Source organism: Herbivorax alkaliphila (assembly GCF_030848475.1).
GTDB lineage: Bacteria > Bacillota > Clostridia > Acetivibrionales > Acetivibrionaceae > Herbivorax.
This window is the reverse complement of the sequence record NZ_JAVDDS010000008.1, coordinates 1-23,486: the sequence shown is the minus strand read 5'-3', so window position 1 is coordinate 23,486 and position 23,486 is coordinate 1. Positions and strand designations below refer to the sequence as shown.

The 23,486-nt window shown below is 32.8% G+C and carries 28 protein-coding genes; 21 read left to right on the top strand and 7 right to left on the bottom strand.

Features of this window, described 5'->3' with window-relative positions:
* The first annotated feature begins 4 nt into the window (after nucleotides 1-4).
* From RBH29_RS04315 to rfbB, 6 genes are read left to right on the top strand one after another with little or no spacing between them, the layout of a single operon-like run.
* A complete protein-coding gene (locus RBH29_RS04315; protein ID WP_306695437.1) occupies nucleotides 5-952 on the top strand; it encodes a hypothetical protein in 948 nt (315 codons plus the stop codon).
* A gap of 11 nt (nucleotides 953-963) precedes the next feature.
* The gene (locus RBH29_RS04310; RefSeq protein ID WP_306695436.1) at nucleotides 964-2,232 is read left to right on the top strand and encodes an ATP-grasp domain-containing protein; all 1,269 of its coding nucleotides are present in this window, start codon (nucleotides 964-966) and stop codon (nucleotides 2,230-2,232) included.
* 17 nt (nucleotides 2,233-2,249) lie between these two features.
* The gene (locus tag RBH29_RS04305) at nucleotides 2,250-3,287 is read left to right on the top strand and encodes an ornithine cyclodeaminase family protein (protein ID WP_306695434.1); all 1,038 of its coding nucleotides are present in this window, start codon (nucleotides 2,250-2,252) and stop codon (nucleotides 3,285-3,287) included.
* A gap of 9 nt (nucleotides 3,288-3,296) precedes the next feature.
* Entirely contained in the window at nucleotides 3,297-4,388 is a 1,092-nt protein-coding gene (locus tag RBH29_RS04300) for a DegT/DnrJ/EryC1/StrS family aminotransferase (protein WP_306695433.1), read from the top strand.
* Between the two features lie 12 nt (nucleotides 4,389-4,400).
* Nucleotides 4,401-5,267, top strand: coding sequence for a glucose-1-phosphate thymidylyltransferase RfbA (gene rfbA / locus RBH29_RS04295; protein WP_306695431.1), 867 nt, complete (start codon nucleotides 4,401-4,403; stop codon nucleotides 5,265-5,267).
* A gap of 25 nt (nucleotides 5,268-5,292) precedes the next feature.
* Nucleotides 5,293-6,393 (top strand): dTDP-glucose 4,6-dehydratase, encoded by a 1,101-nt coding sequence (gene rfbB, locus RBH29_RS04290; RefSeq protein WP_306695429.1) that lies wholly within the window; start codon nucleotides 5,293-5,295, stop codon nucleotides 6,391-6,393.
* 272 nt (nucleotides 6,394-6,665) lie between these two features.
* Here the strand turns inward: rfbB and tnpA are convergent, their stop codons facing one another.
* Entirely contained in the window at nucleotides 6,666-7,052 is a 387-nt protein-coding gene (tnpA, locus tag RBH29_RS04285; RefSeq protein ID WP_306695573.1) for an IS200/IS605 family transposase, read from the bottom strand.
* 211 nt (nucleotides 7,053-7,263) lie between these two features.
* Nucleotides 7,264-8,484 carry an XRE family transcriptional regulator gene (locus RBH29_RS04280; protein ID WP_306695428.1) on the bottom strand — a complete coding sequence of 407 codons (1,221 nt, stop codon included), beginning with the start codon at nucleotides 8,482-8,484 and terminating at the stop codon, nucleotides 7,264-7,266.
* 584 nt (nucleotides 8,485-9,068) lie between these two features.
* On the opposite strand from RBH29_RS04280, the gene RBH29_RS04275 reads away from it, so the two are divergent.
* The 9 genes from RBH29_RS04275 (at nucleotide 9,069) to RBH29_RS04235 (ending at nucleotide 16,364) form a co-directional block, all read left to right on the top strand.
* Complete coding sequence (locus RBH29_RS04275; RefSeq protein WP_306695427.1) at nucleotides 9,069-9,761, top strand: AAA family ATPase; 693 nt, start codon at nucleotides 9,069-9,071, stop codon at nucleotides 9,759-9,761.
* Nucleotides 9,748-9,954, top strand: a complete 207-nt coding sequence (locus RBH29_RS04270; RefSeq protein WP_306695425.1) for a hypothetical protein — start codon at nucleotides 9,748-9,750, stop codon at nucleotides 9,952-9,954. Before RBH29_RS04275 ends, RBH29_RS04270 begins: the two co-directional genes overlap by 14 nt.
* A gap of 443 nt (nucleotides 9,955-10,397) precedes the next feature.
* Complete coding sequence (locus RBH29_RS04265) at nucleotides 10,398-11,174, top strand: type IV toxin-antitoxin system AbiEi family antitoxin domain-containing protein (protein ID WP_306695423.1); 777 nt, start codon at nucleotides 10,398-10,400, stop codon at nucleotides 11,172-11,174.
* Entirely contained in the window at nucleotides 11,167-12,108 is a 942-nt protein-coding gene (locus tag RBH29_RS04260) for a nucleotidyl transferase AbiEii/AbiGii toxin family protein (RefSeq protein ID WP_306695421.1), read from the top strand. Before RBH29_RS04265 ends, RBH29_RS04260 begins: the two co-directional genes overlap by 8 nt.
* Nucleotides 12,109-12,579: 471 nt before the next feature.
* On the top strand, nucleotides 12,580-13,176 hold the full coding sequence (locus RBH29_RS17830; RefSeq protein ID WP_373463290.1) for a UDP-glucose 6-dehydrogenase family protein: 597 nt from the start codon (nucleotides 12,580-12,582) through the stop codon (nucleotides 13,174-13,176).
* A 264-nt stretch (nucleotides 13,177-13,440) separates the two neighbouring features.
* A complete protein-coding gene (locus tag RBH29_RS04250) occupies nucleotides 13,441-13,851 on the top strand; it encodes a hypothetical protein (RefSeq protein WP_306695419.1) in 411 nt (136 codons plus the stop codon).
* A gap of 136 nt (nucleotides 13,852-13,987) precedes the next feature.
* Nucleotides 13,988-15,403, top strand: a complete 1,416-nt coding sequence (locus RBH29_RS04245; protein WP_306695417.1) for an RNA-binding domain-containing protein — start codon at nucleotides 13,988-13,990, stop codon at nucleotides 15,401-15,403.
* 233 nt (nucleotides 15,404-15,636) lie between these two features.
* The gene (locus RBH29_RS04240) at nucleotides 15,637-16,122 is read left to right on the top strand and encodes a hypothetical protein (protein ID WP_306695414.1); all 486 of its coding nucleotides are present in this window, start codon (nucleotides 15,637-15,639) and stop codon (nucleotides 16,120-16,122) included.
* Nucleotides 16,119-16,364, top strand: coding sequence for a hypothetical protein (locus tag RBH29_RS04235; protein ID WP_306695412.1), 246 nt, complete (start codon nucleotides 16,119-16,121; stop codon nucleotides 16,362-16,364). The genes RBH29_RS04240 and RBH29_RS04235 overlap by 4 nt, the downstream gene beginning before the upstream one ends.
* 10 nt (nucleotides 16,365-16,374) lie before the next feature.
* Here the strand turns inward: RBH29_RS04235 and RBH29_RS04230 are convergent, their stop codons facing one another.
* Together RBH29_RS04230 and RBH29_RS04225 are read right to left on the bottom strand one after the other, a co-directional pair.
* On the bottom strand, nucleotides 16,375-17,046 hold the full coding sequence (locus tag RBH29_RS04230) for an SLC13 family permease (RefSeq protein WP_306695572.1): 672 nt from the start codon (nucleotides 17,044-17,046) through the stop codon (nucleotides 16,375-16,377).
* Nucleotides 17,047-17,082: 36 nt separating this feature from the next.
* The gene (locus RBH29_RS04225; protein WP_306695410.1) at nucleotides 17,083-18,228 is read right to left on the bottom strand and encodes an SLC13 family permease; all 1,146 of its coding nucleotides are present in this window, start codon (nucleotides 18,226-18,228) and stop codon (nucleotides 17,083-17,085) included.
* A gap of 560 nt (nucleotides 18,229-18,788) precedes the next feature.
* Here RBH29_RS04225 and RBH29_RS04220 point away from each other — a divergent pair.
* The 4 genes from RBH29_RS04220 (at nucleotide 18,789) to RBH29_RS04205 (ending at nucleotide 21,323) form a co-directional block, all read left to right on the top strand.
* The gene (locus RBH29_RS04220) at nucleotides 18,789-19,382 is read left to right on the top strand and encodes a type IV toxin-antitoxin system AbiEi family antitoxin domain-containing protein (RefSeq protein ID WP_306695408.1); all 594 of its coding nucleotides are present in this window, start codon (nucleotides 18,789-18,791) and stop codon (nucleotides 19,380-19,382) included.
* A 161-nt stretch (nucleotides 19,383-19,543) separates the two neighbouring features.
* Entirely contained in the window at nucleotides 19,544-20,821 is a 1,278-nt protein-coding gene (locus tag RBH29_RS04215) for an RNA-binding domain-containing protein (protein ID WP_306695406.1), read from the top strand.
* A 115-nt stretch (nucleotides 20,822-20,936) separates the two neighbouring features.
* On the top strand, nucleotides 20,937-21,074 hold the full coding sequence (locus tag RBH29_RS04210; protein WP_306695404.1) for a hypothetical protein: 138 nt from the start codon (nucleotides 20,937-20,939) through the stop codon (nucleotides 21,072-21,074).
* A 57-nt stretch (nucleotides 21,075-21,131) separates the two neighbouring features.
* Entirely contained in the window at nucleotides 21,132-21,323 is a 192-nt protein-coding gene (locus RBH29_RS04205) for a hypothetical protein (RefSeq protein WP_306695402.1), read from the top strand.
* Nucleotides 21,324-21,377: 54 nt separating this feature from the next.
* On the opposite strand, the gene RBH29_RS04200 is transcribed toward RBH29_RS04205, so the two are convergent.
* The 3 genes from RBH29_RS04200 to RBH29_RS04190 all read right to left on the bottom strand — a co-directional run bounded on the left by RBH29_RS04200 (nucleotide 21,378) and on the right by RBH29_RS04190 (nucleotide 22,625).
* Nucleotides 21,378-21,644, bottom strand: a complete 267-nt coding sequence (locus RBH29_RS04200) for a type II toxin-antitoxin system RelE/ParE family toxin (RefSeq protein WP_306695571.1) — start codon at nucleotides 21,642-21,644, stop codon at nucleotides 21,378-21,380.
* A gap of 26 nt (nucleotides 21,645-21,670) precedes the next feature.
* Complete coding sequence (locus RBH29_RS04195; RefSeq protein WP_306695401.1) at nucleotides 21,671-22,024, bottom strand: AbrB/MazE/SpoVT family DNA-binding domain-containing protein; 354 nt, start codon at nucleotides 22,022-22,024, stop codon at nucleotides 21,671-21,673.
* A 265-nt stretch (nucleotides 22,025-22,289) separates the two neighbouring features.
* A complete protein-coding gene (locus RBH29_RS04190) occupies nucleotides 22,290-22,625 on the bottom strand; it encodes a transposase (RefSeq protein WP_306695399.1) in 336 nt (111 codons plus the stop codon).
* A gap of 96 nt (nucleotides 22,626-22,721) precedes the next feature.
* On the opposite strand from RBH29_RS04190, the gene RBH29_RS04185 reads away from it, so the two are divergent.
* Together RBH29_RS04185 and RBH29_RS04180 are read left to right on the top strand one after the other, a co-directional pair.
* Complete coding sequence (locus tag RBH29_RS04185; protein WP_306695396.1) at nucleotides 22,722-23,306, top strand: InlB B-repeat-containing protein; 585 nt, start codon at nucleotides 22,722-22,724, stop codon at nucleotides 23,304-23,306.
* Nucleotides 23,307-23,341: 35 nt separating this feature from the next.
* On the top strand, nucleotides 23,342-23,485 hold the full coding sequence (locus tag RBH29_RS04180; RefSeq protein WP_373463289.1) for a hypothetical protein: 144 nt from the start codon (nucleotides 23,342-23,344) through the stop codon (nucleotides 23,483-23,485).
* Nucleotide 23,486: the final 1 nt, after the last annotated feature.

The following is a 23,486-nucleotide window of genomic DNA, read 5'->3' as shown; positions in this document are numbered from 1 at the left end:
AATAATGAAAGAAATTGGTGGATACTTTGAGCTTGACCAGCTAGTTAAAAATGAATATTATAAGAATTTAATATCGTTAAATTCTGGAAGAAACGCACTTTTATATTTACTGAAGGCTAAAAATATAAAAAGACTACATATACCATATTTTTTGTGCAATTCTGTGAGTGATATGTTGAAAAGAAACAATTTTGATTTTAACTATTATTGTATAGACAATGAGTTTAATCCAATTATTAGCGGAAACATTCAAAAGTATGAGTATTTATATATTGTTAATTACTATGGACAATTAACTGATAAAAAAATAAATTTACTTAAGAGTAGTTTTGAAAGGATAATTATTGACAACACCCATGCATTTTTTCAAAAACCAATTAAAGGTATTGATACTATTTATTCTTGTAGAAAGTTTTTTGGAGTCCCAGATGGGGCGTACCTAGCAACTGACTGTGTATTAGATGGTGATTTAGAAATAGATGTTTCTAAGGATAGAATGACACATATTTTAGGTAGATTTGAAGGAAAGGCTTCAGATTATTATAGTGATTTTAAAGAAAATGATATGTGTTTTAAAAATGCTCCATTAAAGAAAATGTCTAAACTAGCAAAGAATATTCTAGGAGCTATTGACTATGAAAATGTTATACAAACCAGAAATGAAAATTATAAATATTTAGAAAATAATTTTAAAAAATATAATAAATTAAAGTTGATAATTCCTAACGGTCCTTTTGCATATCCCATGTATATCGAAGATGGGATGAATGTTAAAAAAATGTTGTTAGAAAACAAAGTATATATTCCAACACTATGGCCTAATGTATTAAGAAATGCTCCAAAAAGCAGTGTTGAGTACGATTATTCCACAAATGTATTGCCATTACCTTGCGATCAAAGAAATAACGTGGAAGATATGAAAAAAATAGTTAACTTATTAAAGAATTATTGAGGAGGTAAATTATGAGCAATTTAAAAGGGAAAAAACTGCTGATACTTGGAGGTATTGCGCATTCATGTGTAATTGTAGAAAAAGCTAAAGAAATGGGTATAACGGTTTATGTAACAGACTATCTTGAAAACTCACCTGCAAAAAGAATAGCAGATAAAAGTTTTATGGTAAGTACTACTGATATTGAAGCTATTGAAGAGCTTTGTAAAGATGAATCAATAGATGGAATTATAACAGGGTTTATTGATTCGATGCTACCTTTTTGTTACAAAGCTTGCGAAAGAATGAAATTGCCTTTTTGGGGAACAAAAGAACAAATTGATATTAGTATAAATAAGGATAAATTTAAAAAAGCATGTAAAAAAAATGGAGTTCCTATAATTCAAGAGTATTACTTGACTAAGGAATTTACTAAAAATGATTTAGATAAAATTGAATATCCTGTTTTGGTTAAACCTGTTGATAACAGTGGTTCAAGAGGTGTGTTCATTTGTGATAATGAGGTAGAATTAAAAGAAAATTACAAAAAAGCTCTTGCATTCTCAAAAAGTAAAAATATTATTGTTGAACAATACATAAAAGGACATCATGTAAATATGTACTATACATTATGTGATGGAGAAGTATATTTATCTGCTATGGCTGATAGATATGTAACTTATCTAGATAATACAGCACCGCTTCCTAAGGGGTTGTATCATCCTTCTAGATACTTGAAGGAATATATAGAAACTGTTAATTCATGTATAAAAAAAATGTTTTTAGATCTTGGAATGAGGGATGGACTTGTTTTTGTTCAGGGATTCCATACGGATAAAGGGTTTAAAATATATGAAATGGGTTACAGACTAAATGGTGGAGCTACATATGAATTAATAGATGCTTGTAATGGGTATAATCAATTGGAATCGATAATTGAGTTTTCAATAACTGGTAATATGGGCAATGTAGAAGCTTTAAAGAAAACCACTCCATTTTTTAAAACTATAGCATTTAATCTTGTACTATCGTTGCTTCCAGGAACTATAACTAAGGTTATAGGTGTTGATGAAGTGAAAAATTTACCAGGAGTTATTAATTTTATTATGCTTCACTCGGAAGGTGATTGCCTTGTAAGTCATGGAACTTCAGCACAGATTTTTGCGTATGTTTTAATCAATGTAGATGATACTGAGCATTTAGAAAAAATATTAAATAAAATAAAGGAAAAAGTAAAAGTATTAGATGAACATGGTGATAACATGTTGCTTGATATATTTGAAGCTAAAGAATTAAAATAATTCCAAGGAGGTAGAGTATGAGTAAAAATAAGGCTGTTATTATATTATCACAGAAGGATTTAATGGAATCAAAGTGTCTTGATATGACTAATGTTATTTCAGTTACAAAAAAAGCACTTATTGACTTTCAGGAAGGAAAAATATTTTTTCCAGACAAGATTTCGCAGATTTTCAACGAAGAAACACAGGATAGGATAAATTGTATGCCTTCTACGTTGGTTGATGAACAGATTTGTGGAGTAAAATGGGTTTCAGTGTTTCCGAGGAATCCTGTTTTGTATAACATTCCAAATGTTTCAGGTTCAATAATACTTTCTGAAATTGTTTCAGGTCAACCAATTGCTTTTATGGATGGGAGCATTTGTACACTTATGAGAACAGCAGCAATCAGTGCTATTGCAGCTGAATATTACGCAAGGCAAAATGCAGAAACAATAGGAATTATTGGTTCCGGGGAACAGGCAAAAATGCATTTAATTGCAATGAAAACAGTAAGACCTTCTTTGAAGGTTTGTAAAGTCGCATCTAATATTTTAGAAGGTGAACAACAATTTGAGGATGAGTTAAAAGGTATTTTTAATGATGTAGAAATAATCAGATGTAATACAAAGCTAAAAGATGCAGCAGAAGGATCTGATATAATTGTCACTGCAACAAGTGCTCAAGCTCCTTTACTAAAAGCAGACTGGGTTGGAAAAGGTGCTTTTTATGCTCATGTAGGAGGATGGGAGGATGAATTTGCAGTTGCTGAAAAAGCAGACAGGATTATATGTGATGATTGGAATGCTGTAAAACATCGTACCCAGACGTTGAGTAGAATGTATAAATCTGGTCAGCTATCTGATGATAGAATTTATGCAGATTTACATGAATTAATTACAGGAAAGAAATCTGGAAGATATAATGATGATGAATTTATTTATTTTAATAGCGTAGGATTGTCATATGTTGATGTAGCTTTGTCATATGAGTTTTATAAGCAAGCAGTTGAAAGTGGAAAAGGTATATCAGTTGATTTTCAAGGGTTTTCTATTTGGAATGCTTTTAAAAAGTGAGGGGAAAAAATGGGTAACATTAACGTAACAAAATCCTCAATGCCTCCATTTGAGGAGTATATAGATGAAATAAAAGACTTATGGGAAAGTCACTGGCTTACAAATGCAGGAGAAAAGCATAGAAAGTTAGAATCTAATTTAAAGGATTATCTAAGTGTTCCTAATCTTTCGTTATTTACAAATGGACACTTAGCACTTGAATGTGCAATTAAAGCTTTTAATTTAACTGGTGAAGTTATTACTACCCCATTTACTTTTGCATCTACAACACATGCAATTGTAAGGAGTGGATTAAAACCAGTTTTTTGTGATATTAATCCTGATGATTATACTATAGATACCAAAAAAATTGAAAGCCTTATAACTGAAAAGACCAGTGCTATTGTTCCTGTTCACGTTTATGGAAGCGTTTGTAACGTTTTTGAAATAGAAAGAATAGCAAAAAAATATAATCTTAAAGTTATTTATGATGCAGCTCATACATTTGGAGTTACCTTTAATGACATTGGAATTGGAAGTTTTGGAGATGTATCCATGTTTAGCTTTCATGCTACAAAAGTTTTTAATACTATCGAAGGTGGAGCATTGACATTTAAAGATGAGAACATAAAGGCTACATTAAATGCTCTTAGAAACTTTGGGATGACTGGTGCTGAAAGTGTTGAATTTATAGCTGGAAATTCTAAAATGAATGAATTTCAGGCAGCAATGGGGTTGTGTAATCTTAAGTATATTGATGGAGAGATTCAAAAGAGAAAATTAGTTGTAGAAAGATATATGTCAAACTTAGAAGGAATTAAGGGAATTAAGCTCCTTAAAGGACAAGAAGGGGTAAAGCCTAATTTTGCGTATTTTCCTGTAGTGTTTGATGGTTATAAGTACACTAGAAATCAGATATTTGAATTATTAAAAAAGCAGAATATTATTGCACGTAAATATTTTTATCCTTTAACAAGTAATTTTGAGTGCTATGAAGGTATGTTTAATTCAACGCATTTGCCTGTGGCAGAGTACATTGCAGATAGGGTATTGACTCTTCCACTTTATGCAGACTTAGATTTGCAGGATGTTGATAAAATATGTAGAATCATTAAAGAATAGGGGTGAATAAAAATGAAAGGGATTATTTTAGCAGGAGGAAAAGGAACACGTTTGTATCCTATGACAAAAGCTGTATCAAAACAATTGCTGCCTATATACGATAAGCCGTTGATTTATTATCCGCTATCTGTTCTTATGCTGGCAGGAATACGTGAAATTTTGATTATTTCAACACCGGAAGATTTACCAGTGTATCAAAAGCTACTTGACGATGGTTCATCGTTTGGATTAAAATTATCCTATAAGGTGCAGGATAAGCCAAGAGGACTTGCTGATGCGTTTATAATTGGTGAAGAGTTTATTGGGGGCGATGATGTTTGCCTCATTTTAGGAGACAATATTTTTTATGGACAGGATTTGACAAAAGTGTTAAACAGGGCTAAGAAGCATGAAGAAGGTGCAGTTATTTTTGGTTACCCTGTAAAAGATGCCAGTTCATTTGGTGTTGTTGAATTTGATAAAAATAAAAAAGTAATTTCTATTGAAGAAAAACCAGAGCATCCAAAGTCACACTATGCTGTTCCTGGTTTGTATTTTTATGATAACAGGGTTGTTGAGATTGCAAAAAATGTTAAACCTTCAGCACGTGGGGAAATTGAAATTACGTCAGTAAATAATGTGTATCTTGAAAAAAAACAATTGAATGTTGTTTTACTTGGTCGTGGTATGGCATGGCTTGATACAGGAACACCTGAAGGCATGTTAAATGCAGCAGAGTATGTTGAGGCAGTTCAGTCAAGACAGGGTTTTTATATAGCTTGTTTAGAAGAGATTGCATGGCGTAGAGGATTTATTGATGACGAGCAGTTTAGGACTGTCGGAGAAAGTCTTAAAATGACTGACTATGGACAGTATATTTTATCACTGTTGGAAGAATAAATTTATGTAATGAGGGGTTAATAATATGAAAAATATTATGGTTACTGGCGGTGCTGGTTTTATTGGAAGTAATTTTGTGAAGTTGATGTTAAAAAAGCATTCTGACTACAAGATTGTAAATGTTGATGAATTGACTTATGCAGGAAACTTGGAAAATTTAAAGGATGTTTCGGATAATGATAATTATAAATTTATTAAAGCGGACATAAGAGATCGAAAGAAAATTGATGAGATATTTAAGTCTTATGAGATAGATACCGTAGTAAATTTTGCGGCGGAGTCCCATGTGGATAGAAGCATTGAAGAACCAGAAGTATTTTTGACTACCAATGTTATTGGCACGCAAGTTTTGCTTGACACAGCAAAAAAATACTGGAAGGTAAATCCTGATGATAAGTATTGTAAAGAGTACAAAGAAGGAGTAAAGTTTCTTCAGGTATCTACAGATGAAGTATATGGTGCGTTAGGGAAAACAGGAATGTTTGTTGAGACAATGCCGTTAATGCCAAACAGTCCATATTCTGCATCAAAAGCAAGTGCAGACTTAATTGTAAGGGCATATAATGAGACTTTTGGTATGCCTGTAAATATCACTAGATGCAGTAACAATTATGGCCCTTATCAGTTTCCAGAAAAATTAATACCTCTTATGATAAATAATTGTCTCAATGAAAAAGATTTGCCTGTCTATGGTGATGGAATGCAAATAAGAGATTGGCTTCATGTGTCTGACCATTGCATAGCAATTGACGTTGTTTTACATAAGGGTTTAGATGGAGAAGTTTATAATATTGGTGGAAATAATGAAAAAGCCAATATTGAAATTGTAAAGCTTATAATTAAGACTTTAGGAAAGTCGGAGAGCTTAATCAAACATGTTAAAGACAGACCTGGACATGATAGAAGGTATGCAATTGACAATACAAAGATAACAACTCAGTTGGGATGGAAGCCAGAATATACCTTTGAGCAGGGTATTAAGGAGACAATCCAATGGTATTTAAATAATACTGATTGGATTGAAAACATTGTTTCTGGTGACTATATGAAGTATTATAATGATATGTATTCAAAAATAACAGAAAATGAAGCAGTTGAAGAAGTTGCAGTAGTAAAAGAAAAATAATTCGCACAATATTATATTAAGTCCATTCTTGAGGAAAGGTTAAATAGAGTTGAATGTTTTAGTATAATATGGTTAGGAATTATAATTAGTATTAAGTCAGACGACCGCCGGCATAGCCGGCGGCTTGATTATAAACGCGCATAGCACTAATTATACTTGCAAGCCTAAAGGCATTAAATTATTTCTATGCGGTTTGCTTTGCAACAAATATTACTTAAAACTGCAACTATTACTTCCCTAAACCTACACGGTTTACTATATTACTTGCTCCTCTAGAAGAGGTTATTAGGATCAGGTAGTTCAAGCTTATCTTCTACATCCTCATTCATTTCCTGATTTCTAATATACTCTCTTACTTTTGCTTCATTTCTGCCAACTGTACTTACAAAGTAACCTCTAGCCCAAAAACTTTGTCCTTTAAAGTTTTGTCTTATCTTACTATGTCTTTCAAATACCATCATTGCACTTTTACCTTTGACATATCCTACTATTTCTGATACCGAATGCTTAGGGGGAATTGACACGCACATGTGTATATGATCTGAACATGCATGTGCATCTAAAATCTCCACTCCCTTATATTCACAAAGTCTTCTAATATATTTCCCTATCTCATTTCTTAGCTTACCATATATTACTTTTCTTCTTTTTTTAGGTATTCATACAATGTGATACTTGCATTCCCAAGTTGTATGTGTTAATTTTTTTATATTCATATTTTTTTCCTCCCTTTACTCTTGCAAGCAAACCGCTTTTTGAGTATACGGGAGGATTTTTAAATTCTCAATACTTCGGCAAAGCCTTTTCAACTCTCACCAGCATAGCTGGTGGTTTAGCGTTTTAATTAATGCTGGGTTTGGATTTTCAAGATTAATCTTCATCATCATCCTCCCCACTGAAGAAAACATCAAGCTCATCTATGTCATCTTGAGAGACTTTTATCTCATAGCCGAATTCATCAGGCGTTTTATTGAAAAGACTTAAAGCTTCTGCAAATTTATCTTCATCAATGAGATTGTCTTCAAAGTTTCTAATGATGATTTCGATTTCATTGGGGGAAGTGCCAATATTTTTAGTTGGTTTATTTAGTTTATGGAATTCTTCCTTATTAATGGCGAGGCCGGTTTTAACATACTCACCTTCCAGATCTCTCTCATTAACAGCGTATAACTCTGTATACTGTTCTGATGATATCGCTTCGATTTCATGAAGTCTTTTAACAAGAGAACGGTAAGGAAGCCACCAAGTGCAGTGGAGCCTGGCGATAAATCTTAGAAGCGCTTTATGTTGGACTTTCTTTAATGAAGATGTCTTAAACTCATCGAGTACAATGCTTTCAAGAGCAGTTTCAGGCAATAAAAACTCTGCTGCGAATCGATTAGCCATTACCTCAATAAGGCTACTTTCTTCATCTTCCGGCCTACTGAGATGCGAGCCGGATTTTGTGAAATAGTGATACAGCTCATGAGCAATTGCAAAGATCTGTTTATCATAGTAATCGGCGGTGTTGAGTCCGAAAAAAGTAAGTTTATTATCGTTTTCTTCAGAATACATAATGGCAGCAGAAAAAGCTGGTTTATCACCATCAGGTTCGATGGGATATTCCAGCAACATGATGTCTAGCTTATCAAGAATTGTAAAAATATCGTTTGCAATCGGTGTTTCAACAAAGCCTAGAGAACGGCGCTTTTCTCCAGCAAGTTTGCGGATCTCATCTATTTGTACTTCATTAGCTTGACCAGATTCATTTTCAAATGATCTCCTTAATTGAATTTGCTGTCTAAGCGACAACATCATCGTGAACAGCTTATCTACGCCTTCCTTTTCACTATCGCTTAATGCTTCACTGCGAAGAGCAACAAAAGAGTTTGGTCTTTCCTTCTCCACAAACATTTCTGTAAGATCAAAACCCAGAACATTTGATAAGGCTTCAAACTGCACAATAGATGGAATAAAGTCTTCTCTTTCAATGCGACCAATCATAATTCTATTGATGCCAGTTAAATTTCCCAGTTCTTCTTTTGTATACCCTTTTTCTTCTCTTAAGCTCTTAATGGCTTCAGCTAGTTTTTTAGTTGATAAAGTTTTCATAGTTTGAGCCTCCTTTCAATACTATAGTATGCTCTCTTTTAATTATATGATACTACAAATAACAAAATACGTCAATGGATACTGGTTGACAGCTCTATATGAAATTAATAATAACATAACACGCAAAAAAATAATAGTAGCATATAGAGCTACATGACGTGATTATGGTTGCCGGAGAGAATCAATCTACTTAGTCAAAGACAGAAGTCTTTGCTGATTCTGGAAGGATCTTTGATGATGACTTTCTTTCTATGTATTAGGAGACATGCCCAAAACCCTATCTTTGTTTTTCATCAACTTATCATCAGGAAAGTCTATGAAGCATTTATTATTTTAAAAATAAAAATTACCTTTATTCATTGGCAGTAAACTCCTTACAAAGATAAAGTTCTACCCGTTTAAGGATAGAGCCTCTACAACATTTGAGCCTGACCTTTTGTGAGTCGCATATCAGGGAGCGACAAATATTTGATATCTTTGTAATTACATTATACACTTGCTAATGTATTTTGTAAAATACGAACGAAATTAATTCTATCACTGATTTTTAGTCCACTAGCTGAAACAAGTGCTGATTCTAAACCTTGAGTAAAGAACCACACTATATAGTATGCTTTGTTATATTAAAGAAGACAAATTTAACGTTCTCTTTAGAAGAGAGTCCTAAAAAAGATTTTTTTGTTTGGAACAGAATACTTGAAGGATTTGTAAGAAATGCTGACTTTGGTCCTCAAGGGATTGCATTTAAATCAAGTAAATCAGAAGACAAAGAGTCATCTAGCATGGCGCTAGTATCTATTTACAAGTATAATGATGAGAAGGTTGTAATACCTGCAAAACTTATGGAATCTAGAGGAACTTTAAAGTTAGTAGATTTTGCCATGCTCTTTGAAAAACTCTTTAAAGCAGGTGGGGTATTTGTTTTAGATGAATTCGATGCTGCAATTCATCCAGAAATAATTAAAGGGATTTTGGCAGTATTTAATGATAGTGAGCTTAACAAGGCAGGCGCTCAGTTGATTTTTACTACCCACAATCCCATATACCTCAATAATAAGATTTTTAGAAGGAATCAGATACGATTTGTTGAAAAGGATTCTGATAGCTACCAAAGTGCTATTTATTCTCTAGCAGACTTTGGATCAGAAGAAGTAAGGAATGATCATAATTTCCTTATTAATTATTTTAAAGGTAACTATGGAGCGCTTCCCTTCATCGATTTTTCTAAACTACTTAGTTCAGACAGTGATAGGAGGGATGAAGATGACAAACTATAGAAAAACATATTTATGTATATGTGATGGACAACAAGAAAAAATGTATTTACAGCATTTGGCTAAGTTGATTAAGAAATTTCCACGAAAAGTTGTAACCTTTAATACTTTTATAACAGACATGTCCTTTTCGTTAGTAAATAATTTAGAATATACGAACCAAAAGGACAAGAATGTTAATTTGTGGAGATTTTGATATTTGACTTAAAGCAAAAAATAATATTAGCAAGAAAGACAAGGATATTTTAAGGCACTTCAAAGGGGTTGTCTTTTTAAGAATAAGATAAAATTATTATAAAAGACTTAGAATCTTGTAAACCTTAGTTAAGCCGATGTTTAAATGCATTCACAAAATTTTCAAAATGTAAAACGGAGGCAGGGTAAATATAAATGGAAGTAATCAAGCTACTTGGTGGGTTTCTTTTTAATTTCAAACAAACAGAGCGGGAATGAAAATGGCTCCGAATGTTGGGGTGTTAAGGATGTTTTTAATAATGGAACGATTTTCTTTACAAATAGAGAATAACGTGCTAAAATTAAAAAAAGATGAATATTGGCTTTGGAAACGGGCATAATGTTTTAATAACGGAACGTTATTCTTTGAATATAGAGAAAAACATTATAAAAGTAAAAAAAGAGGTGAGGGACGTGAATGTCTATACTGAACTAGCGAAATATCCTGTTTTCTCCATAGAAGATGTAAAGAAGCTTACTGGAAATGAGAAAACAGCTTATTCTCAGATGAATCGATTAATGAAAAAGGGGCTTGTCAAAAAGATACGAAAAAATATCTACTCTGTAGTCAATCCGACAACAGGGCAGGTAGTAGCTACTCGATATCAAATAGCCTGTGCAATAACTGACACTACTTATATCTCTCACCACAGTGCCTTTGAATATTATGGACTAGCGAATCAAGTTTATTATGAGATCTATGTTTCATCAGAAACTAAGTTTAATCATTTTGAATATGACAACGTAACCTACAAATATGTCGCTTCCAGAATGCAAGATGGAGTAGTGGAAGCTAAAAATACCACTGGTGTTAGAATGACAGATTTAGAGAGAACTGTGGTGGATAGCATAAGAGATTTTAATAAAATAGGTGGCTTTGAAGAATTGCTGAGTTGTCTAGAGGGAATCCATTACCTGGATGAAAAAAAGCTAAAACATTATCTTTCTATATATGATACCCAGGGGCTTTATCAAAGAGTAGGATATCTTCTGGACCATTACCGAAAAGAGATGCAGCTTTCAAGAGAGTTTATAGATTATTGTAAGAGCAAGATAGGAAAGAGCAGAAGATACCTGGTTAGTGATTTAAAAGAAGAAAGCTATTATAACAACGAGTGGGAACTGATGGTACCGAAAGGACTATTTGAAATAACGAATCAAGGAGGCGAGATACTTGTCTAATTACGACATTATATATTTAGGAAAAAAAGCAGAGGAGCTTGGCTTTGTCAGGGATACCTTAGAAAAGGTGACAAGACTTGCAGATATTTTGGAGTATCTTAATACAAATCCAATCTTAAAGGATAGTCTTGCATTAAAGGGTGGGACTGCCATAAATCTTACCATTTTTAATTTACCTCGTCTCTCGGTAGATATAGATTTGGATTATTTAATTACCAATAGCAGAGAAGAAATGCTTGAGAGCCGAGAAATCATTAACAGTACCATTAATCGTTATATGGTCTCCCAGGGATATTCAAAAAATCCTAAGACAAAGAATCCCCATAGCCTTGATTCCTGGGTTCATGATTACATGGGGGCCAGTGGTAATAAAGATAACATTAAAATTGAAATCAACTATTCTCTAAGATCTCATGTACTTGAAGCCGAGGAAAGACCAATCATCACTGAGCATTTCTCCAGTGAATACAAGGTGAAGACCTTAGCACCTATTGAGATATACGGAAGTAAAATCAATGCACTATTAAGTAGAGCTGCAGCTAGAGATTTATATGATGCTAGAAACATGATCCACTTTGGACTGTTTGACAAATCGGAAGAAGAATTACTGAGAAAGTGCGTTGTGTTCTATGCTGCCGTATCTGCTAAAGATATTAACAAAACCTTTGACACCAAGCCTATAGATTCCATAACCCAGAGAAAGATTAAAACTGATCTCCTTCCAGTAATTAAAAGAAAAGATAATTTTGAGATGGAATCAGCTAAGAAGCTTGTCAAAGAGTACATTTCTGATTTGATGGTTCTTAAAAAGGAAGAGAAGGAGTTCTTGGATAGATTTGAAAATGGAGAATACCTTCCTGAGCTTTTATTTGATGATAAAAAGATTCTGGAACGTATAAAGAATCATCCGATGGCCATATGGAAAACTAGATAAATCATGTAACCCCCCTAGATAGAATCTAGCTTCGGAAAAATGCTGAGCTTAGAGAGAATCTGAGTGTGTTATTTATTTTCCTCTATATAATAGAAGGAACTCGTTTATACATATTGATGTATAAGCATTTTAGAAGAACAGAAACCAAATTAAAAAGCTCAATAAAGAGTATATATGAATCAAGATTACAGCTCATCATATTATGGTGGGCTTATTTTTTTGTGTTTTTTTCTGAGGAATTTCAAGATAGAGGCCTTTATTCGAGAGCATATAGCATAGTCAGAGCAAGAAAATCGGAATAAAAATGTACTTAATTGAGCCTGAGGCATCCTTCTCGTATCATGACGTTTGTCATGGTACACCAAGTCCGTTATTATGGGATGATTATTTAAGATTTGTTCAAAAGAAAAATAAATTAAATTCCTATACTTTTCGTTATAAAGAAATGGAAGTATACTTTCTAACAATCCTGTGTACCAGTTTATAATGGGAACTGTTTATGATAATCTAAAATTGACCCCTTATAGGGATAAAAACAAACCACCCTTTGAAAGGGTGGTACAGCGTGATAATTATTTTGCATTTAAAGATGCGGAGTATGTTATTATTTCTATTCCAACCAATTATGATCCTGAAAAAAACTACTTTAATACAAGAACTGTTGAAGCTGTAATTGCAAATGTATTATCTATTAATCCTGATGCAGTTACGATAATTAAGTCAACAGTGCCTGTTGGTTATACAGAAAAGGTAAGAGAAAAATTTGAAACAGAAAATATTATTTTCTCACCTGAGTTTTTAAGAAAAGGCAAGGCACTTTATGATAATTTGTATCCATCTAGAATTGTAATAGGTGAAAAATCTGATAGAGCTCAAAAGTTTGCTGACCTTCTAATTGAGGGTGCAATTAAAAAAAATGAAGATGATTTTTATAATTCAAAAGTTATTAAAGATTTTGAGGAATTTAAGAAAATGTGTGATGTTATTGTTGCCAATAGATTGTCAGATGAAATAAAAGATGTAGAAGATAAAGTATATACAAGGGATTTATATACTAGAGATTGTTAAAATATTTATATAGAAAGTACTTTATAATAAAAAGCCGAGTGGTTATATATTAACTACTCGGCTTTTTATTATTTCCCTTTCTTTATATTAGATTTCCCCATTGTAGGAAATTAATTATAGGTGTAGCCTTACTTAAGTCTTTTCCCATGAGTGTTAGTGGAATTAGTACAAAGTTAAGGTATGGAAAAACGAGAGTACAAAACTCATACAAAATTATTGTATTTGTATAAAAGTATGTGGTATACTACTGATGAGGTGAAAATTATGGAAGTGAGTTTAGAGAGCTTAATATCCTATGAAAAACTAAAAACTGATTTAGATGACGTGTTCGAGGTTGTCGAGAAAAATGGCAAGGTGGTCATACTAAAAGATAACGAGCCACTGTACATTCTCTTGAAGTACGACCCAAAGGCAGGTCCTATAGAAAAAATATTAGCCCCTTCGACTCCTAAGCTGACATTACAAGAAGCCATGAAGCTCGTGTTAAAAGATGCCGAAGGAAGAAAGATGCATGCCGCAGAGCTTGCTGATGAGATATATAACAGAAAGCTTTATCTAAAGAAGGATGGAACCCAAGCGAAATATAACCAAGTTCGTGCAAGGTGTGGTCATTATCCGGAGATGTTTGAAGCTTTACCTGGAAATGTCATTCGCTTGAAGGAGGGTGTGGAATAATGGATTTCGACAAGTAATGAATACCGCTTATATTTTTGGGTTGATATCTAAGTTCTCAAATTCATGATTATTATTTTCTACGAATGGAGAAACTAAATCTAAGCGTCGCTATGCAGACGCATAAAAGGTGTTGAATATGAAAGTAGAGAATCTGAAAAAAATAATCAGTCAAGGCGAAAGCATAACTGTAGAATTTAAAGAAAGCAAAAAGAAGTTAAATAAGGATGTGTATGATTCGGTATGCGCATTTTTGAATCGTCATGGTGGGCATCTATTCATTGGTGTTAAGGATAACGGTGATATTGTAGGCGTCTATAAAGATTCTGTGGATCAGCTGAAGAAAGATTTCGTTACATCGCTTAATAATCCACAAACTCTGAATCCTGCTTTTTACTTGGCAGTAGAAGATGTTGAAGTAGATGGTAAGACGATCTTGTATATTAACGTACCTGAGAGTTCTCAGGTACATCGTTGTAAGGGGAAAATCTTTGACCGTAACGAAGATGGCGATTTTGACATTACAAATAATACAAACCTGGTGTCTGGATTGTACATGAGAAAGCAAACCACATATACAGAAAACAGAATTTTCCCGTATGCTGACATGGATGAGCTGGAAGATGAATTGTTTACAAGGGTTAGAAAAACGGTTGGAAACTTAAGACCCGGTCACCCGTGGGTTTCGATGGATAACATCGATTTGCTTAAAAGTGCAGGAATGTATTTGAAGGATCAGATCACAGGTGAGCAAGGTATTACCCTTGCAGGCATTTTGATTTTTGGTAGCGAACTGATGATACAAACAGCGCTTCCACACTATAGAACAGATGCAATTTTGAGAAGAGAGAATCTTGATCGGTATGATGATCGGGATGATATTAGGGTGAATCTTCTAAGAAGTTATGAAAGATTAATGCAGTTTATTGCGAAGCATCTCAATGACAAATTCTATCTAGAGGGTGATCAGCGTGTGACTTTAAGGGATAAGATTTTCAGAGAAGCGATTTCAAATTTGTTGATTCATAGAGAGTTTTCCAATCCATTTCCTGCGAAGTTGGTCATAGGAAGAGACAAAGTCTATATTGAAAATGGCAATAAGCCTCACGGAAATGGCATCATCGATCCTGAGGATTTTTCACCTTATCCTAAGAATCCAAAGATTGCGAAATTATTCAAAGAGATAGGGTGGGTTGATGAACTCGGTTCAGGAGTTCGGAACATTTATAAATACAACAAGATATACTCAGGTGCCGATCCTGAATTCATCGAGGGAGATGTGTTTAAGACGATTATTCCGTTGACCGCTAAGCCAGGTGCACATGCTAGTGAACATGCTAGTGAACATGGTGAAACCCAAGATATGACAGCGAAGATACTTGAGTTTTGTAGAGAGCCTAAAACAAGATCAGAAATTCAAGAGTTTCTAGAAATCAAAAGCAGAAGCTATTTTAGTCAAAAGGTACTTAGTCCGTTGATTAAAGGTGGGCTGTTAGAGTTAACCATTCCAGATAAACCCAAAAGCCCAAATCAAAAATACTATTCTGACAGATAAAATGATTGCTCATCACATTGTGGGGGGCTATTATGAAAAATTAATATACACAAACAAAACATCATGTGTGATCACTTAGATAGTTATAATTTAATATATTAGAATTAACAAAGCCTAAAGTAACAGGTTATGTTTTTTTTAATGATATACCAGTATGGAGAACATTAGAGGAATCAGAAATTGTTCAACCAACACCACCAAGTAGGTCAGAAAAGGTTGAAAGCTTTAATGCCATGTCAGATATCTATGGTAACAAAGGAGAGTACTCCCATGAGATTGAAGTTTCTACTCTAGAGGATACAAATCCACCAGTTATAACTTCAGTAGAGCCAGAAGCCGGAAGATATGCCAATAACATAAGGCTTTTAGGAAGAGCAACAGATGATGTTGGTGTGAAAACTTTTGTATTTCAGATATCTCAAGATAAAATAAATTGGAGTGACATTCAAAATATAGACTTAACTGATGAACCTAAAAACGCTAGAGCAAGCTATAATTTTGACATTTCTTCATATGATGATGGTATATATTATATTAGGAGTAAAGCCTATGATGCAGCAGGTAACGTATCAAGTATAAAACCATATGTAGAATACTATATAGACCATACACCTCCAAATACTCCTACTGGAGTTAGAGTCACAAATGCTCAGGGGAATATTACTATTGAGTGGGATCAAGGTGAAGAAATAGAAATATTTCTAAAGAGTGTAGATTGATAGAAAGTGGCGTGGTTTTATTAAAATCAAATAAAGAGTTACAAGATTCAATTACTTTAGAAACCGAAAATATTATTAAGGCTAGAATAAATAATGATTCCACCTACCAATTTTATGTGCGCAAGTTAAATGTTAAAGAAGGGGATATATGGTATGGTAGAGGGTATTTAATTTATGAAGATGCTAATGGTGAAATTAAAACTGTCTACAGTGATATTAGAGCAAGAGGAGTAATAGAATAATCTTATTTTTTTAAAAAGGGAAAAAAATTCGTAGCATAAAAACTATGCATATTCCTATAAGTATTTGAAGTGGCATTCCAACCTTTATAAAATCAAAAAAAGTGTATTTTCCTGCTGCCATAACCATTGCATTAGGAGGTGTTGCCACAGGAGTAGCAAAGGCCATACTTGCAGCAAAAGCAACAGCCATTACCATAGGTATAGGGCTTACACCTAGTTGTTGTGAAGTTAAAATTGCAACAGGATATAGTAAAACAGCTGTTGCAGTATTACTTATAAATTGACTAAAGAGTGATGCAATTACATAAAGCCCTGCTAATATGGCTAAAGGTCCAATAGAGCCAAGACTTGAGATTAAAAATTCTGATATAAATTCTATTCCACCGGTTTTTTCTAATGCAGTAGCCATAGGAAGCATACAAGCTATAAGTACAACGGTACCCCAATCAATAGATCTATAGGCTTGATCTACTTGGCGAATACATTTAGTAATGATCATCATAAGAGCTGCAATTACAACTGCCATTACAGCAGGCATCCACTCAAAAATCATCATGCTCATCATCCACAAAAGTATCCCTCCTGCAACAACAGATTTAATAGGATGTTGTACATTAGTAGTAGGTTCTTGATTATAACTTAAAACAACTGTATCACCTTTTTCTTCATGTAAAAGATTTATATCTTTCCACTCTCCATGAACTAGCAGAGTATCACCTTATAATAGCTTTTCATCATCAGATGACCGTCTTGCTTTTCCATATTGATGTTTAATTGCAATGATTGTAAGATTATACTTATCTCTAAAATTAATATCTTTGATTTTTTGATTTATTAACTGAGATTGTGGTGTAAGTATTACCTCGGCTAATTGTGCTCTTTCTAAATAAGATTCTTTATGTGAGTTGCAATCAATAATATTAAGGTCGGTGTTTTTAACCAATTTGTTTAATGATTCATTATCACAGTAAACTATTAAGGTATCTCCGTTTTCTACAACACAATTGGCACCAGCGGTAAAGTGCTTAAAATAATTTTTAGAAAGCATTTGAAAACGTTTTTTTGAAATTTTCTTAACAGCTTCTAATACAGTAACGCCGTATTTAGATGTCCACTGTAAATCTTTTAAGGTCTTATTAAAAGAATTACTGTCTTCTGGTACTTCAACACAGTGAATGTAAGGACTTATATTATATTGACGGATTAGGTCATCATCATCAACTTTTTTAGAATTGTCGGAATTTTTTACTACAGGTTTTTCAAGCATTCTACGTCCAACAAACCATAAATATGCAATTCCTATTAATAGTGAAATGCTTCCGATAGCGGTAAAAGAAAAAAATGAAAGTCCTTCATATCCATAATTAATTAAACTTTCACTACCGATTAAGTTAGGAGCTGTACCTATCAATGTTAGTGTACCACCCATACTGCTTGCAAAGGCCATAGGAATAAGAAGTCTTCCAGGAGAAATACTCATTTTCCTACAAAGACTTACGATTACAGGAAGAAGTATAGCCACTGTTCCCGTATTGCTCATAAACCCACTTAATACTGCAACTAGAATCATCATGAAAAAAGTCATTCGAAATTCACTTGTTCCAGTGTACTTGACAAGGACATTTCCAGCTCTATCAGCAAGACCTGTTTGAAATACGCCTTCACCTACAACAAAAAGAGCTGCAATCATTATAACAACACTATTGGCAAATCCGGCAAATGTTTCTTGGGGAGTTAAAAGGCCGGTTAAAAATAAAGCCAGCAAGGATGTCAATGCTACTAGATCAGAGCGAAAACGAGGGACTAAGAAGCAAATTGTGGTTACTATCAATATAAAAAAAACCAAATGCATATCTGTAATCATATATATTAACTTCCTTTCTTAATATAAAAAATATTTTTGTTATTCAAATTTTAATTTATAGATATTACTCATTAATATTAGAAAGACATTACTTACATGATTTGAAATAATCCTTTTAGAATGTACATTTTGGATATTGCAAAATCATGTTTCTTGATTCATATAGTTAATTATTATATATGTATTTTTTTCTAAAAGCAATACTTAAAAATAGAACTAAGCAGTATTTAATGGCAGTGAGTTAAATACTGCAGGTGCTTAATTATTAGCTCAAAATTCAAAAAATTAATAGCAAATATAAGTGGGTTTAAAAAGACAAGAAACGATTTCTTGTCTTTTTTAGAATAAGATAAAATCAGTATAAAAGACTTAGAATCTTGTAAACCTTAGTTAAGCCGACGTTTAAATACATTCGCAAAATTTTCAAAATGCAAAAAGGAGGAAGGGTAAATATAAATAGAAGTAATCAAGCTACTTGGTGGGTTTCTTTTTAATTTCAAACAAACAGAGCGGAAATGAAAATGGCTCCGAATGTTGCGGTGTTAAGGATGTTTTTAATAATGGAACGATTTTCTTTACAAATAGCCTGTGCAATAACTGACACTGCTTATATCTCTCACCACAGTGCCTTTGAATATTATGGACTAGCAAATCAAGTTTATTATGAGATCTATGTTTCATCAGAAACTAAGTTTAATCATTTTGAATATGACAACGTAACCTACAAATATGTCGCTTCCAGAATGCAAGATGGAGTAGTGGAAGCTAAAAATACCACTGGTGTTAGAATGACAGATTTAGAGAGAACTGTGGTGGATAGCATAAGAGATTTTAATAAAATAGGTGGCTTTGAAGAATTGCTGAGTTGTCTAGAGGGAATCCATTACCTAGATGAAAAAAAGCTAAAACATTATCTTTCTATATATGATGCCCAGGGGCTTTATCAAAAAGTAGGATATCTTCTGGACCATTACCGAAAAGAGATGCAGCTTTCAAGAGAGTTTATAGATTATTGTAAGAGCAAGATAGGAAAGAGTAGAAGATACCTAGTTAGTGATTTAAAAGAAGAAAGTTATTATAACAACGAGTGGGAACTGATGGTACCGGAAGGACTATTTGAAATAATGGATCAAGGAGGCGAGATACTTGTCTAATTTGTTTTACTGATGAATTTCCTAAGCGTTGTAGAGTGTTGTGCAACGAAAAAAGAAAAAGTGTTACGAAATGCAACAAAAAATGCAACGAAGACGTTAGAGTTGCAAATATAAAATATTTATGGTAAAATCGTACTATAAATATTAAGGAGGTGACCCTTTTGCAAACTAAGGAAAGTTATAATTTAGAATTCAAAGAAATAGTTTCAAAAACTTTTTTAAAAACTGTTAGTGCTTATGCTAATTATAGTGATGGAGAAATAATATTTGGGGTAGATGACCATGGAAATGTGGTGGGTATAAAAGAGAGTTCAAAAGAAGAATCATTAAGAATTGAAAATATGATTAACGATTCTCTTGCTCCAGTTCCAAATTTTGAAATTCACATTAAGGAAATAGGTGGTAAGACGGTCATTATTGTAGAAGTTAAAAAAGGTAAAGATACGCCTTATTATTACAAAGGAAAGGTATACAAAAGAGCGGATACTGCAACCATAGAGGTAGATAGATTTGAACTTAGAAGACTAGCTATGGAAGGAATTAATATGAATTATGAAGATAGAAAAGCATCTTCTCAAGACTTAAAATTTGACATATTAGAAGCTAGGTTAAAAAGGGAAGCGGGGATAGAAAGGCTCAACTTAGATATTCTAAAAACCCTTAATTTATATAATAAAGATGGATACTATAATGTTGCAGGAGAGCTATTAGCGGATCAGAGCGATATAGCATTTTCAGGGATTGATATCGTTAAGTTTGGGAAGGACATTAATAAGATTTTGTACAGAAAAACCATAAGCAATGGTTCGTTATTAACTCAATTCGATGGTGCAATAGATATTTTTGAACAATATTATATATATGAAGAGATTGATGGCTATAACAGAATAAAAAAAGAGTTAATTCCCAAAGAAGCTTTTAGAGAGTCTTTGGCAAATGCCATTGTGCATAGAGTTTGGGATACCAACTCATATATACAAATAGCAATGTATGAGGACAGAATTGAAATAAATTCTCCTGGTGGCTTGCCAGCAGGTATTTCTAAGGAAGAATATTTATATGGAAATATTTCTGTTTTGAGAAATCCAATAATAGCAGGGGTTTTTAATCGATTAAATATTATTGAAAAATTTGGAACAGAAATAGCGAGAATTAACAAAGAATATACTTATAGCATATCAAAGCCTGATTTTGATGTGAGTGAAAATAGAATCAGAATCATACTTCCAATTACTAGAATTAATCAATTAGCTTTATCTAAAGCTGAGGGTCTTATTTATGAGTTATTAAAAGAAGAGGTAGAGCTTTCAAGAAAGGAAATTGATTCAAAAACCAGATTTGATAAGTCAAAGAGCCTTAGGATATTGAATAGTCTTGTAGATAAAAACATAATAATTAAATCAGGCGGTGGTGCGGCAGTAACATATAAGTTAAAGTGAAGTTTTCCTAAGCATATGTAATTATTGCCAATAGATTGTAATTGAAAATAAAAAGCTGACTTTAAAAGAAAAACAACGATTAGCCTATTTATAAGAAGAAAACCAAAGTAAATACTTGGAATTGTATAAAGTGGCAGAAGAGGGAGAGGAAAGTGAGGAAGATACTGCCAAGATAAAAAGACATACGGATTCGATTATGGCAATAGAAGACCAAATCAATGAGATACTTGAAGTCAAAACTAAAACCCACTGAGTAGCCTAGTAGAAGTAATCAAGCTACTTGGTGGGGTTCTTTTATTTAGCTTCCAGAATGCAAGATGGAGTAGTGGAAGCTAAAAATACCACTGATGTTAGAATGACAGATTTAGAGAGAACTGTGGTGGATAGCATAAGAGATTTTAATAAAATAGGCAGCTTTGAAGAATTGCTGAATTGTCTAGAGGGAATCCATTACCTAGATGAAAAAAAGCTAAAACATTATCTTTCTACATATAATACCTAGGAGCCTTATTAAAGAGTAGGATATCTTCTTTTATGTATCTCTTTTTTTAGTTGACTACATGTATCGTTTCAATTCTGTATAAAAGTTTTCGCGTGTACCTGCCATTATGATAATGACCATATCGCCATTTTCAAGTTGAGAAAGCCTGTAAGCTAGCTCATAGTTTATTTTGCTATGATAAATGTCAACACTATAAATGCCTTTTAAGTCACCAGTTTTGGCTTCCCCAATATAAGGGTTTTCACGAATTCTAATAATAACTTTTTTATAAATTTCTTTAAGCTTTTTGTCTTTGAGCTTTTTAAAATATTTTTTTGCAATGGGAGTTTAATCTACAGGAAGCATTACTAAGCCTCCGTTTCTTCGTCACCAAAGATATCATCTGTTGGATCCACATAATTAGAAGATGTAGATTTTGCTATTTTATCGGCTTCTTCAATTAATTTTTCAACAGCAGGTCTTATTTTACGATTGATTTTCTTAAATTTAGTTAACAACTTTTCTCCAGAATAACCTTGCTCAATTAAATCAGCTAAAATTTCTTCTGCAAAAGCAGGATCATCTTTTTTTACAGGTGTTAGAATTAACATATCATTTGCATAGATACAGTCGATTTCCTTATCTAAATCTAAAGCCTCGAAATATTTAGAGGGTATAGTTATTTGTCTCTTGCTAGAAATAGTTATTCGACGTTTTTCCATTGGTGTATCCTCCAGATTTGATTTTGTTAATAACATAAGTATATGCTCCTTTCATAAAAAATATCAAGCAAAGAAACCAAGCTTCCTTACTTAAATTATAAATTAAATAACACTAATTGTCAATTATACTTTGAGGCTATTTTTGTATATATTTTTTGATTTTAGAAATATATATAAAAAGATATTATGGAAAGTCGTGGATTTAAGCACATCGGAATAGAACAATAATTGGCTCTTACGGAAATACGATTATAAAATAATATAGTTACTCAAAATTATAATCCGAAAGCACAAAATAAGCATTTAATAAATTTAGTCCAGCTCTTCCGCCGCATTTTCTGTGTTTAAATTTTATCCTATTGTTGTGTGCTTCTAGAGGTCCATTACTGATATTCTTGTAAATAAGGCTGTTTTTTACTGCTGAATAGTCAGCAATTAAGCTGTTCGCATATTTCTTCACAGGTTCATATTTGCTATTTTTGTATTTATTTAGAAAAAAATCTAACCCTTCAATTTCACCAGTATCAAAAACATGATAACAGTCATTAAGAAACTCAGTCAAATAAAGTACTACAGGGTATTTAGTTTTGATTGCATTCATTGTTTCTTTTTTTTGTTAAATGAAATGTTTATTGCAAATATTTAGAAATACATTTATAATTATAAAAGAAGTAAAAAAAATCAGGGAGGGATAAAAATGAAAAAAGTAATGTTGTTTTTAATGAGCTTTTGTGTGTTTATTTTGATATCCGTTTCAGTTTATGGTGTGGAAGAAGAATATGATGATTTAGATCGTTTGACTAAGGTTGTTTATGACAACGGGACTACTATTGAATATAAATATGACCTAGAAGGAAACATTAAAAATATTATAACTACATATGCAGAAGAAAAACCAGAAAGCCTTTTAGAGGTCAGTATTATTGGAAATGGTTCTGTAAATCTTAATACTGAAACTGTAAGTTTACCTGTAAATTATAAATATAATTATGAATATGGTACATTACTAAAGTTGACTGCAGAAGCAAATGCAGGTTCAGAATTTGCATATTGGGAAGACGGTACAACAGGAAGTATAATTTCTAAAGAGCCGGTTTATCAGACTTTTATGGGAACAGGTGAGAATGTAAAGGCAGTATTTTATAGAACTCCTGAAGAGGATACCAATCAATTTACAGTTGTTTTAAACAACAGAAGTGGGAGGATATTGCAATCCACAAATGTTGCTAAAAATGAAAATTCAGAAAAAAACACTTTAATACAAGGACTGTTGAAGCTGTAATTGCAAACGTATTATCTATTAATCCTGATGCAGTTATGGTTGCTATTGTTGATGCAAACAGGACAAGAAAAGATCATATTGCTGAGATGATAATTAAAAGAAATCCTAAGATTGTTGGAATTTACAGACTTACTATGAAAATGGATTCTGATAATTTTAGACAGTCATCTATTCAATGAG

Bases quoted from the DNA above. Each gene is read 5' to 3' on its own strand.
- RBH29_RS04240 (WP_306695414.1), top strand. From the start codon at position 15,637: ATGTCAGATATCTATGGTAACAAAGGAGAGTACTCCCATGAGATTGAA.
- RBH29_RS04190 (WP_306695399.1), bottom strand. From the start codon at position 22,625: ATGAATGCAATCAAAACTAAATACCCTGTAGTACTTTATTTGACTGAG.
- RBH29_RS04300 (WP_306695433.1), top strand. From the start codon at position 3,297: ATGGGTAACATTAACGTAACAAAATCCTCAATGCCTCCATTTGAGGAG.
- RBH29_RS04315 (WP_306695437.1), top strand. From the start codon at position 5: ATGAAAGAAATTGGTGGATACTTTGAGCTTGACCAGCTAGTTAAAAAT.
- RBH29_RS04185 (WP_306695396.1), top strand. From the start codon at position 22,722: ATGAAAAAAGTAATGTTGTTTTTAATGAGCTTTTGTGTGTTTATTTTG.
- RBH29_RS04250 (WP_306695419.1), top strand. From the start codon at position 13,441: ATGGAAGTGAGTTTAGAGAGCTTAATATCCTATGAAAAACTAAAAACT.
- RBH29_RS04310 (WP_306695436.1), top strand. From the start codon at position 964: ATGAGCAATTTAAAAGGGAAAAAACTGCTGATACTTGGAGGTATTGCG.
- RBH29_RS04220 (WP_306695408.1), top strand. From the start codon at position 18,789: ATGGAACGATTTTCTTTACAAATAGCCTGTGCAATAACTGACACTGCT.
- RBH29_RS04280 (WP_306695428.1), bottom strand. From the start codon at position 8,484: ATGAAAACTTTATCAACTAAAAAACTAGCTGAAGCCATTAAGAGCTTA.
- RBH29_RS04305 (WP_306695434.1), top strand. From the start codon at position 2,250: ATGAGTAAAAATAAGGCTGTTATTATATTATCACAGAAGGATTTAATG.
- RBH29_RS04180 (WP_373463289.1), top strand. From the start codon at position 23,342: ATGGTTGCTATTGTTGATGCAAACAGGACAAGAAAAGATCATATTGCT.
- RBH29_RS04195 (WP_306695401.1), bottom strand. From the start codon at position 22,024: ATGGAAAAACGTCGAATAACTATTTCTAGCAAGAGACAAATAACTATA.
- RBH29_RS04245 (WP_306695417.1), top strand. From the start codon at position 13,988: ATGAAAGTAGAGAATCTGAAAAAAATAATCAGTCAAGGCGAAAGCATA.
- RBH29_RS04205 (WP_306695402.1), top strand. From the start codon at position 21,132: ATGCAAGATGGAGTAGTGGAAGCTAAAAATACCACTGATGTTAGAATG.
- rfbB (WP_306695429.1), top strand. From the start codon at position 5,293: ATGAAAAATATTATGGTTACTGGCGGTGCTGGTTTTATTGGAAGTAAT.
- rfbA (WP_306695431.1), top strand. From the start codon at position 4,401: ATGAAAGGGATTATTTTAGCAGGAGGAAAAGGAACACGTTTGTATCCT.
- RBH29_RS04225 (WP_306695410.1), bottom strand. From the start codon at position 18,228: ATGATTACAGATATGCATTTGGTTTTTTTTATATTGATAGTAACCACA.
- RBH29_RS04270 (WP_306695425.1), top strand. From the start codon at position 9,748: ATGACAAACTATAGAAAAACATATTTATGTATATGTGATGGACAACAA.